Origin of the sequence: Streptomyces longisporus, from assembly GCF_039532765.1 — a bacterium.
In the GTDB taxonomy this organism is placed as follows: Bacteria; Actinomycetota; Actinomycetes; order Streptomycetales; family Streptomycetaceae; genus Streptomyces; species Streptomyces longisporus.
On the sequence record NZ_BAAASG010000002.1, the window covers coordinates 870,011 to 881,975 of the forward strand.

The following is an 11,965-nucleotide window of genomic DNA, read 5'->3' on the forward strand; positions in this document are numbered from 1 at the left end:
CGGCGGGAGACCGAGCACCGAAGGAACCTCGCAGGGCGAAGGGGCAACCGCTATGCGCCCATGGCCCGGATCAGGCTCTTGGGCCGCATGTCGGTCCAGTGCTCGTCCACGTACTGCACGCACGCCTGACGGTTCGCGGGGCCGTGGACGACGGTCCAGCCGGCGGGGACCTCGGCGAAGGCGGGCCACAGCGAGTGCTGGTTCTCGTCGTTCACGAGCACGAGGTGCTCGATGGTGTCGTCGTCGAAGGGATTGGTCGTCATGCGGGGTTCCTCCTGTCGGATGCGGATGCGGTGGTGCGGAGCCGGCGGTCGAGCACGGGTCCGATGAGGCCCAGCGCCGCGGGCCCGGTCATCTCCCCGTGCGTACAGGGGATGTCGTGGTTGTCGATACGGCCTTCGACATAGGGCCGCCAGGTGCCGTGCCGGCCGGGCTGCGCGTCGGGATCGTGCGCGGCGGTGAAGATCAGCAGATCGCCGCGGTACGGCGTGGGGGCGAAGTCCGCCAGCAGGCGCCGGTTGCTCGCCGTCACCTCGACGAGGGCGGCGAGTTCGGCGTCGTCGAGGCTGCCGGGCAGGTCGGACACCTGGCGCACCAGCTCGGCGAACCGCGCCTGGGTCAGCTCTTCCGTCGCGTTCCGAGTCGGTACCGGGCGCCCGAGGATGCTGAGCAGGCTGCGCAGCACGGCCGGCCTGTCGTCCGGGCGCGGGCCCCGGCGTGCCCACGCGCCGGGGAAGGAGTCGAGCAGGGCCAACAGGGCGACCTCCTCCCCCGCCGCCTGCAGTGCCGTGGCAACGCCCTGGGCGACCAGGCCGCCCATCGAGTAGCCCAGCAGGTGGTAGGGCCCCCGCGGCTGGAGCTCCCGGATCCGGGCCAGGTGACCGGCGACCGTCTCGGCCGGGCCGGCCGACCGCGGCTGCCCCGGTGTCAGCCCCTGGGACTGCAGTCCGTAGAGCGGGCGGTCCGGGTCGAGGTGGCGGGCCAGTCCGGCGAAGCCCCAGGCCAGCCCGGAGACCGGCGGGAAGCAGAACAGCGGCTCACGGTCGCCGCGACTGCGCAGCGGGACCACCGGACCCAGGGCTGCCCTGCCGAAGGCGGGCATCGTGTCCGTCTCGCCTCCGCCCGCCCGTGCGGCCAGACCGGCCACGCTGGGGGCGTCGAAGACCGCCCGTACGGGCAGGTCGGTGCCGAGTTCGGTACGGATACGGGAGGTCAGCAGGGGCACCAGGAGGGAGTGGCCGCCGAGGTCGAAGAAGCTGTCGTGGACGCCGACCCGGTCGGGAGCCAGGCCCAGGACGTCGGCGACGATCGTCCGCAGCCGCAGCTCCGGTTCCGTGCGCGGCACGCCGTGCGCCGGGGCCGGTGCCCCGGGGGCGGGCAGGGCCTTGCGGTCCAGCTTGCCGCTGGTGGTCAGCGGCAGTGCGTCCAGGACGACGATCGCCGCGGGCACCATGTGGGCCGGCAGGGTCCGCGCCAGGTGCGCCCGCAGCGTCGCGGAGGTGATCGTCCGCCCCGCGACCGCGACGGCATAAGCCACCAGCTGGTTCTCGCCCCGATGGTCCGCGCTCACTGCGGCCGCCGCCTTCGCGACATCCTGATGCTGTGTCAACACGGCCTCGATCTCGCCGAGTTCCACCCGGAACCCGCGGACCTTCACCTGGTGGTCGACCCGGCCCAGGAAGCGAAGCTGCCCGTCGGGGTCGCGCACCGCCAGGTCGCCGGTCCGGTACATGCGCTCGCCCGGCCCGCCGAACGGGTCGGCGACGAACCGCTGCCCGGTCAGGCCGGGGCGGCCCAGATAGCCGCGGGTGGGTCCGCCGCCCGCGAGGTACACCTCCCCCGTCACCCCGTCGGGCACGGGGTGCAGGGCCTGGTCGAGGAGGTGGAGGCGGTTGCGCGCGAGGGTGCGGCCGAGGGGCGGCGGGCCGGCCTTGCCGTACGGGTCGAGGTCGGACTGCCATGCGGTGGCGTAGACGGTCGCCTCGGTGGGCCCGTAGAAGTTGATGATCCGCGCGCCCGGGAAGGCCGCTTCGAGGTCGGTGAGGAGCTGCTCGGGGATCGGCTCACCGCCGAGCGCGACGGTGCGGGCGGGTACGTTCGGGCGGCCCGCGGCAACCGCGGCCATGACCGACGGCACCCCGCTGATCAGCGTCGCGTCCCAGTCGTCGCGGTCGTCGGCGGTGAGGGCCAGCAGGTTCTCGACGATCTCGATCCGGCCCCCGCACAGCAGCGGCGAGAAGATCTCGAACACGGACACGTCGAAGTTGAGGGAGGTGGAGAACAGCACCCTGGCCAGTCGCTCGGGCCCCAGCGCGGTGTGTGTCCACGTCACGAACTCGGCGGCGTTGCGGTGGGTGGCGGCCACGCCCTTGGGACGGCCGGTGGTCCCGGAGGTGTAGGTGATGCAGGCCAGGTTGTCCAAGGCGGCTGTGGGCAGGCCTTCTTGACTGCCCGGCACATCCAGGTCGTCGAGGGTGAGCAGCGGTGTGCCCGCGGGCAGCGCCTCGGCCGTCTCGCCGGTGGCGAGCACGACGACGGGGAGTGCGTCGTCGACGATGTAGGCGAGGCGGTCGGCCGGGTAGGCGGGGTCGAGGGGTAGATAGGCGGCGCCGGACTTCAGTACGCCGAGGACCGCGGCGACCAGCTCCACGGTGCGCGGCAGCGCGATGCCGACGATCCGCTCGGGTCCGGCGCCGAGGGCGGTGAGGGCCTGCGCCACCTGCTCGGCACGGGCGTCGAGTTCGCGGTACGTCAGGATGCGGCCGTGGTCGAGTACGGCCTCGGCGTCGGGAGTGGCCGCGACCTGGGCCGCCCACAGCTCGATGAGGGTACGGGTCTCCGGGGCCGCGGCCGGGTGGACCTGTTCGGCCGGCGGCAGGAGTGCGAGCCGACCGAGCGGGCGGTCCGGGTCGGCCGCGATGTCCTGCAGGATCCGTAGGAGACGGGCGAGCGTGGCGTCGGCCCAGTCCCTGTCGAACAGATCGGCCCGGTAGGCCATCCGGAACCGGAGCCGGGGGCCGGGGAGGGCCACCAGGGTCACCGGGTAGTGGGTGGCGTCCCGTCCGCCCGACCCGACGACACGCAACCCGTCGACGCCCGAGCTGACCGCATCCGCCGGGTAGTTCTCGAACACGACGAGGGTGTCGAAGAGTTCCGGCACGCCGACCGCCCGCTGGATGTCCGCGAGGCCGAAGTGGTGGTGGTCCAGGAGCTCGACGTGGCCGTCCTGGACCCGCCGGAGCAGGCCGCTGAGGGGTTCGTCGGGGCGCAGCCGGACGCGGGTGGGCACCGTGTTGATGAACAGGCCGACCATCGACTCGACGCCGGGCAGCTCGGCCGGGCGGCCGGAGACGGTGGCGCCGAAGACGACGTCGTTCTGTCCTGTCGTACGGCTGAGAAGGATCGCCCATGCGGTCCGGACGAGGGTGTTCGCCGTGACGCCCAGGCGTCGGGCCAGGTCGGTGAGAGCCGATTGGGCCTCCGCGGACAGTTCGGCGCGGGACTCGGCGAGCGCACCGGAGCCCCGGCCGTCGCGCGCCGTGGCGGCGAGCCTGGTCGGCTCGGTCAGGCCGTCCAGCGCGTCCCGCCAGGCGGCCTCTGCGGCACCGCGGTCCCGGCGGCCCAGCCACTCCAGGAAGGCGCGGTAGGGCGGGGCGGGCGGCAGCGCGGCCGGGTCGCCGCCGGACTCGTACAGCGCGAGGAGTTCCTGTACGAGGACGGAGACCGACCAGCCGTCGAGCAGGATGTGGTGGTGGGTGATGAGCAGGCGGTGCCGTCGCTCGCCGGTGCGGGCCAGGGTGAAGCGGAGCAGGGGCGGGGTGGCCGGGTCGAAGTCACGGTCCCGGTCCTCCTCCAGGAGCCGGGCCCACTCCGCCTCGGTGTCGACGCCCGGCCCGGTCAACTCGGCCTCGGTCCAGGGCAGTAGGGCCTTGTGCGGGATCACCTGCACGGGCCCGCCGCCGCGGCGGCGCCGGAAGGCCGCCCGCAGGTTCGGGTGGCGGTCCAGCAGCGCCTGTCCGGCGACGCGCAGCCTGGCCGCGTCCACGACGCCGTCGAGGTCGAGGACGAGCTGCACCAGATAGACATCCTTGGCGTCCCGCTCGTGTGCGTACAGGGCGTGGAAGAGCAGCCCCTCCTGCAGGGGGGTCAGGGGAAGTACGTCGGCCAACGCGGGCTGCGTCATGGCGTGTGGTCACCGTCCTTGTGGGGTGCGTGCTGAGCGGCCTCGGTGACTCCTGCGCGATCCCGCGCCGTTCGTCACTGCTCTTCCTGCGGAGCTAGCCGTCAAGACCCGCGGCGAGTTCGTCGAGTTCGTCGAGCGGTATGTCACAGAGCACCTGTGGGGACCGGCCGTTCGGCATCCCGTCGGACCCGGCCCCCGCGCAGTGGCCCCCGCGGGCGGCGAGGGCGGCCAGCGCGGTGAACCACGCCTCGCCGAGGGTGCGTACCTCCGGCTCGGTGAGCACGCCGTCCGGCCACGACCAGTCGGCCACCAGATGGGGACCGGTGCGGGTGTCGTGGACGACCGCGTTGAGTTCGAGGGCGTGGGCGGCGGCGAGTGAGGGGTCGGTTCCGTTGCCGAGCGCCGAGGACTCGGGGGCGAAGGTCCAGTCGCCGTCGCTGTCGGGGGCGGCGAACCTGCCCAGGTAGTTGAAGCCGATCTCGGGGGCGGGCGGTGCGGCCAGTGCCGGTGCCGTGCCGGGGTTGAGGTGGCGCAGCAGGCCGTAGCCGATGCCGTGGTCCGGGAGCGCGCGCAGCAGCGCGCCGGTGCGCCTGGCGGCGTCCTCTGCGGCCGGTCCGGCGGCCAGCGCCTCGCGCACGTCGATGCCGTCCAGGTCGAGGTGGACGGGGTAGAGGGAGGTGAACCAGCCGACCGTGCGGGACAGGTCGAGCCCGGGTGCCAGCTCCTCGCGGCCGTGCCCTTCTACGTCGACGAGGACGTGCCCGGAGCCCTGCCGGTCGGCGACCGCCAGGGCGAGTCCGGCGAGCAGGACGTCCTGCGTTCCGGTGCCGAAGGCGGACGGGACGGTGGTCAGGAGCGGGCCGGTCGTCTCGGGTGGCAGGGTGAGACGCAGGGAATGCGTGGTGGCCGCGGTGTCCCGGGCGGGGTCGAGCGCACGGGCGCCCAGCGGGGTGCGCGGGGCGGCGAGCATGCGGCCCCACAGCTCCGCCTCCGCGGTCCGCGAGGGCCGGCGGGCCTCGTCGCCGAGAGCCAAGGACCAGCGGCGGAACGAGGTGCCGACCGGGGGGAGTTCAGGCGTGCGGCCCTGTGCGATCGCCGTCCAGGAGGCCGCCAGATCGGGGAGCAGGATGCGCCAGGACACCCCGTCCACGGCCAGGTGGTGGATGACGAGCATCAGCCGTCCGGTGCGGTCGGGACCGGCGTCGAACCACACCGCGCGCAGCATCACCCCGGCCGTCGGGTCCAGCAGGCCGATGACCCGGTCGAACTCCTCGGTCACAGCGGTCCGCAGGTCGTCGGTGCCGGACACGTCCCGCCGGTCCAGGAGGTCGGAGGCGGCGGTGCGGCCGATGGGTCCGACCTCCAGTTCCCGTGCGGGTGTGAGCCGGGCGCGGAGCATGCCGTGGTGGTCGATCAGCGTCTGCAAGGCATCCGTGAGACGCGCCTGGTCGGCCTCGGCCGGGACCGTGAGCAGCACGGACTGGCTGAGCCGGTCGATGGGGCCGCCGCGTTCCAGCAGCCACCGCATCACCGGGGTGAGCGGGAGTGTGCCGATGCCGTGGTCGTCCGGGTCCGCCGAGGCCACGGGCCCGCGGGCCACCGCTGCGAGACGGGCCACCGTCTGCTGCTCGAACACGTCACGCGGACTGATCACCACACCGGACTCGGCCGCCCGGCTCACCAGCCGGATCGAGGAGATGCTGTCACCGCCGAGCGCGAAGAACCCCTGGTCCAGACCGACTTCGGGGAGCTTCAGCAGTTCGCGGAAGAGACCGGCGAGGATGCGCTCGACGGGCGTCGACGGTTCCCGTCCGCCGGCGGGCGCGGCGGGGCCGGGGGCGGGCAGGGCCTTGCGGTCGAGCTTGGCGTGGGGGGTCAGCGGCAGGGCGTCGAGGACGACGATCGCCGACGGGACCATGTAGTCCGGCAGCGTTTCCTCCGCGTGCCGCCTGAGCACCGCCGGGTCGGCCACGGCGGAGGGCTCGGGGACGACGTATCCGACGAGACGCCGCTGTCCGGGCTCGTCCTCGCGTACGACGACGGCCGCGCGGGCGACGTGCGGATGCCGGGTCAGCGCGGCTTCGATCTCGCCGGGCTCGATACGGAAGCCACGCAGTTTGATCTGGTCGTCGCTGCGGCCCACGTACTCCAGCTCACCGTCCGCCGACCAGCGCACCAGGTCGCCCGTGCGGTACATCCGCCCGCCCGGTTCGCCGGACGGGTCGGCGACGAAGCGTCCGGCCGTGAGGGCGGACCGGCCGAGGTACCCGCGCGCCATGCCCGTACCGGAGAGGTACAACTCGCCCACCGCACCGGGCGGGACCGGCCGCAGCCAGGGGTCGAGGACCTGCGCCCGGGTACCGGCGACGGGTCGCCCTATGGGGGGAGCCTCATCGCCGCACAGCGGCCCACTGATGGTGGCGCACACGGTCGATTCGGTCGGGCCGTAGGCGTTGGCCATACGGCGACCGGGCGCCCACCGGGCCACCAGCTCGCCCGGACATGCCTCGGCGCCCACCACCAGGGTCTGCAGTGCGGGAAGTTCGCCGGCGGGGAGTGTGGCGAGAGCGGCGGGAGGGATCAGGGCGTGGGTGATCGCGCCGTCGGTCAGCGCCCGCCGCAGGGGCTCGCCGACCAGCGGACCGGTCTCCTCCGGGACCACCAGGGCGCCACCGGGGGCGAACGCCATCAGCAGCTCCATCACCGACGCGTCGAATCCGGGTGCCGAGAACTGCAGCACCCGGGAGTCCGCGCCGAGGCCGAAGCGCTCGATCTGCGTGTCGGCGAGGGCCGCCAGGCCCCGGTTCTCGACGATGACACCCTTGGGGGTGCCCGTCGAGCCGGAGGTGTAGATGACGTAGGCGGGCTGCCGCGGGTCGTACGCGGTGGGCAGTTCGCCTCGCTCGCCGTCCAGGGCGATGTCGGACATCACGAGGGCGGGCCGGGCATCGTCCAGCATGAAGTCGACCCGCTCACGCGGCAGCCCCGGATCCACCGGCATGAACGCCGCCCCCGCCAGCGCCGCCGCGAGAATCGCGACCACCCGCTCCACGGAACGCGGCATGAGCACCGCCACCACGTCACCCGGCCCGATGCCTCGCCCGGCCAGCAAGCGTGCCAACCGGTCGGCGCGCGCGTCGAGTTCGGCATACGTCAGCTCGTTGAGCGCCGGGGCTTCCGGAGCCACCCGCACCTGGCGCCGGAAGATCTCGGCGAGCGCGGCGGCAGGCACCTCGGGCGCGGTCGCGGTCCACTCCGCGAGCCGGCTGCGCTCTCCGTCGTCGAGGAGGTCGACGTCGCCGATACGCCGGTCGGGGTCGGCGGCGAGGGCGGTCAGCAGGCGGACGAGTCGCTGGGTGAGGCGTTCGGCGGTGGCGGGGTCGAACAGGTCGGTGCTGTATTCGGCGACGCCGTCGATGCCCGCGGGTGTGCCGTCGTCATGGCGCTGTTCGCCGAGGTACAGGGAGAGTTCGAAGCGGGCGGCTCCGGTCTCCACGCTTTCGTGGGCGACGCTCAGGCCCGGCAGGGTGAGGGTGGGGCCGGAGCCGTGGCCGGTGAAGGCCAGCATCACCTGGAAGAGAGGATGGCGAGCCAGCGAGCGCTCGGGGTTGAGGGCTTCCACGAGGAGATCGAAGGGGACGTCCTGGTGGGCGTAGGCCGCAAGGTCGAAGTCCCGTACCCGTTCGAGCAGTCGGCGGAAGGTCGGGTTGCCGGAGGTGTCGGTGCGCAGGGTGAGGCTGTTCACGAAGAAGCCCACGAGGTCGTCGAGCCTGCCGTCCGTGCGGCCCGCGATCGGTGTGCCGATGGGGATGTCGGTGCCGGAGCCCAGCCGGGTCAGCAGGGCCGCAAGGGCGGCCTGCAGCACCATGAAGACCGTGACGCGTGAGGAGGCGGCGAGGTCGACGAGTGCGGTGTGCAGGTCGGCGTCGATGGTGATCGGGGCCCGGTCTCCGCGGCCGGTGGGTTCGGCCGGCCTGGGGCGGTCGGCGGGCAGCGGCAGTTCATCGGGGATTCCGGCCAGCGCCTGCCGCCAGAAGCCGATCTGACGGGACATCGCACTGTCGGGATCGGTCGCCTCGCCGAGCACCTCGCGCTGCCACTGCGAGAAGTCGGCGTACTGCACGGGCAGCGGCGCCCAGGCCGGGGGCTCGCCTGCCAGGCGGGCCGCGTACGCCGTCTCCAGGTCACGCATCAGCGGCGCCGTGGACCAGCCGTCGACGGCGATGTGGTGGATCACCAGCTGCAGGACGTGCAGGTCGTCGCCGAGCGGATACAGGGTGGCGCGCAGCGGCGGCTCGGCCGCGAGGTCGAAGCGGTGGCCCGCCTCGATGGTGAGCCGCTTCGCGAGTCCGGTCTCGGTGGCGGGGACGACGGACAGCCGCGGTCGGGCCGCCTCCGGGCTGAGGATCCGCTGGTAGGGGACGCCCTGGAAGTCCGGGTGGAGGGTGCGCAGCGGTTCGTGCCGGGTCACGAGGTCGGCGAGCGCCGCTTCGAGGGCGCCCCGGTCCAGCGGCCCGGTCAGGCGTACCGCCAACGGCACGGTGTACGTGCTGTTTCCGCCGCCGAGGCGGCTCAGGAACCACAGTCGCTGTCCGGCGTACGAGAGCGGAATCGGCGCCGAGTCCCGTGGCCGGGGCGCGAGTTCGGGGCGCTTCGCGTCCTCGCCCGTGCCGATCAGCTCGGCGAGCCCGGCGGGGGTGGGCGCCTCGAAGACGGCCCGGACGGGCAGCGCGGTGCCGAGCACGCCCTTGATCCGGTTGGCGAGCCGCATGGCGGTCAGGGAGTCGCCACCGAGGGCGAAGAAGCTGTCGTCCGGCCCCACTTGGTGAGGGGGCAGCCCGAGGAGGCCGGCGAACAGTCCGCACAGGATCTCCTCCTGCGGGGTGCGCGGCCCACGACCCGCGCCGGGGCCTGACGCCGGCTCGGGCAGGGCGGCGCGGTCCAGCTTGCCGTTGGTGGTCAGCGGCAGTCGGTCGAGGGCGACGACGGCGGCCGGCACCATGTGGTCCGGCAGGGCGGCGGCCACCTGCCGTCGCACCGCCGCCGTGTCGAGGGCGGCCGCCGCACCCTCGGCGACCAGGTATCCGACGAGCCGCCCGTCCCGCACCAGCACGACGGCCTGGGCGACGCCCGGACAGTCGGCGAGGACCGTCTCGATCTCGCCGAGTTCGATGCGGAAGCCGCGGATCTTGACCTGCTGGTCGGACCGGCTGACGTACTCCAGCCCGCCGTCGGCCGACCGAAGCACCAGGTCGCCCGTCCGGTACATCCGCTCGCCCGGGCCGCCGAACGGGTCGGCGACGAACCGTCCGGCCGTCAGCGCGGGCCGGTTGAGGTAGCCGCGGGCCACGCCCGCACCGGCCACGTACAGTTCGCCGGTCACGCCCGGCGGCACCGGCCGCAGCCCGTTGTCCAGGACGTACAGACGCAGGTCGGGGATGGCCCGTCCGATGCCGTCGGCCTGACCGCTGCCGGTCACCCGGTGGCCGTCGAGCGGAAGTCCGGTCACGAAGACGGTCGTCTCGGTGATGCCGTACATGTTCACCAGGACGGGGGCGTCGTCCGGGTGGCGCGTGTACCAGTCGGCGACCTGACCGAGGTCCAGCACCTCGCCGCCGAAGATGACGAAGCGCAGGGCGAGTCCGCGCCCGGTGTCGGGTGCGTTCGCGTCCGCGCGGACCAGTGCGGAGAAGGCGGTCGGCGTCTGGTTCAGCACCGTGACCCGTTCGCGCGCGAGGAGCTCTAGGAAGGCCGCGGGCTCCCGGCTCACCGTGAACGGCACGACGACCAGGCTGCCGCCGTACAGCAGGGCACCCCACATCTCCCAGACGGCGAAGTCGAAGGCGTAGGAGTGGAACAGGGTCCACACGTCGTCCGGTCCGAAGTCGTACCAGTGCCGGGTGTGCTCGAAGAGCCGCACGACGTTGCGGTGCGTGACCGCCACGCCCTTCGGGCGGCCCGTGGAGCCCGAGGTGTAGATGACGTAGGCGATGTGATCGCTTGTCAGATTCGGTGCGGGAGAGGGCAGTTGCGCTGTCGGCCGCGGGTCGTCGAGCAGGATCACGGGGACGCCGGCGGCAGGCAGGCCGGGTGCCAGGTCGGAGGTCGTGAGGAGGAGCACCGGTGCCGAGTCGGCCAGGGTGAAGGCCAGCCGCTCCGCCGGGTATTCGGGGTCGAGCGGCACATAGGCGGCGCCGGTCCTGAGGACCGCGAGGATCGCCACCACGAGGTCCGGGGAGCGGGGCAGCGCGAGCGCCACCAGCCGCTCCGGTCCTGCGCCGCGGGCGGCGAGCAGCCGGGCCAGCTGCTCGGCTCGGGCGTCGAGTTCGGCGTAGGTGAGCCGGATGCCGTCATGGATCACGGCAGTGGCGTGGGGGGTACGGGCCGCCTGGCGGGCGAAGAGCGCGGGCAGAGTGTCCGCCTGCGTATCGGCCGGGGCTTCGCCCTGCCAGTCCTCCAGCAGGAGCTCCCGCTCCCCCGGCAGCAGGATCTCGACCTCGCGCACGCGCCGCGTCGGATCGGCCACGAAGGCCTCCAGTACGGCGGCGAACCGGTCCAGGAGCTGCCGGGCGCCGGTCTCGTCGTACAGGTCGGGCCGGTAGGAAAGGCGCAGGGCGAGGCGGCGGGCGGGCAGGACGGCGAGGGTGAGCGGGTAGTGGGTGGCGTCACGGCCGGTGAGCTGGGTGACCCGGGAAGCGCCGGGGCCGGTGACGGCCGGGTGGTTCTCGAAGGCCAGCAGGGTGTCGAAGAGTTCGCCGCTGCTTCCCGCGGCGCGCCGGATCTCGGCGAGTCCCAGGTGCTGGTGCGGGAGCAGGGCCGTCTGCCGCTGGTGCAGCGCGGCGAGGAGGTCCGTGACGCTGCCGCCCTCGTCCCAACCGACCCGGGTGGGGACGGTGTTGATGCAGAAGCCGACCATGGCGGTGATGTTGGGCAGCTCGGGCGGGCGCACGGTCACCGTCTGGCCGAAGACGACGTCGGTGCGGTCGGTCAGACGGCCCAGCAGTACCCCCCAGGCGCCCTGGACCAGCGTGTTGAGGGTGATGCCGAGGGAGCGGGCGGTGGCCTCGGCGCCCCAGGTCAGCTGCTCGGGGAGTTCGACGACGAGTTCGCGGGGCAGGACGGCGGTGCTCGGGGCGGGGGCGAGCAGGGTGGGCTCGTCCGCATCCGACAGGGCCTCGCGCCAGGCGGACTCGGCGGCGGTGCGGTCCTGCCGTTCCAGCCAGGCGAGGTAGTCGCGGTAGGCGGGCGCCGGCGGCAGGGCGGTGGGGTGCTCGCCCGCGTGCAGAGCGGTGAACTCGCGTACCAGCAGTTGCTTCGACCAGCCGTCCAGCAGGATGTGGTGATTGGTGACGAGCAGGCGGTAGCTGTCCGCGGACCACTTGACCAGCAGGTACCGCAGGAGCGGGGGCTTGGCGAGGTCGAACCGGCGGGCGCGTTCCTCGTCCAGCAGCCGTTCCCACTCCTTGTCGCGCTCGCTCTCCCCGAGGGCCGTCAAGTCGGCCTCCGCCCAGGGAAGTTCGACGTCCGTGGGCACGATCTGCAGGGGTCGCCCGGCGTCCCGGCGGCGGAAGCAGGCGCGCAGGTTGGGGTGCCGGTCGAGCAGGGCCTGTCCGGCGGCGCGTACGGCCGCGGAATCGACGGGGCCCTCCAGCTCCAGGATCTGCTGGGTCGCGTAGAGGTCGGGGGACTGCTCGTCGTCGTACAGGGCGTGGAAGAGCAGGCCCTCCTGCAGCGGCGACAGGGGCAGGATGTCGGCGATTCCGGAACCGGACCGAGTCACCT

3 protein-coding genes are annotated in these 11,965 nt (G+C 73.4%); all 3 read right to left on the reverse strand.

What is annotated here, in order from left to right; all coding sequences use genetic code 11:
* Nucleotides 1-50: 50 nt before the first annotated feature.
* The 3 genes from ABD355_RS05485 to ABD355_RS05495 all read right to left on the reverse strand — a co-directional run bounded on the left by ABD355_RS05485 (nt 51) and on the right by ABD355_RS05495 (nt 11,963).
* Nucleotides 51-263 carry an MbtH family protein gene (locus tag ABD355_RS05485; RefSeq protein WP_344398902.1) on the reverse strand — a complete coding sequence of 71 codons (213 nt, stop codon included), beginning with the start codon at nt 261-263 and terminating at the stop codon, nt 51-53.
* Nucleotides 260-4,183: an amino acid adenylation domain-containing protein gene (locus ABD355_RS05490; protein ID WP_344398903.1), complete on the reverse strand. Its 3,924-nt coding sequence runs from the start codon at nt 4,181-4,183 to the stop codon at nt 260-262. The genes ABD355_RS05485 and ABD355_RS05490 overlap by 4 nt, the downstream gene beginning before the upstream one ends.
* A gap of 94 nt (nt 4,184-4,277) precedes the next feature.
* A complete protein-coding gene (locus ABD355_RS05495; protein ID WP_344398904.1) occupies nt 4,278-11,963 on the reverse strand; it encodes an amino acid adenylation domain-containing protein in 7,686 nt (2,561 codons plus the stop codon).
* Nucleotides 11,964-11,965 lie beyond the last annotated feature (2 nt).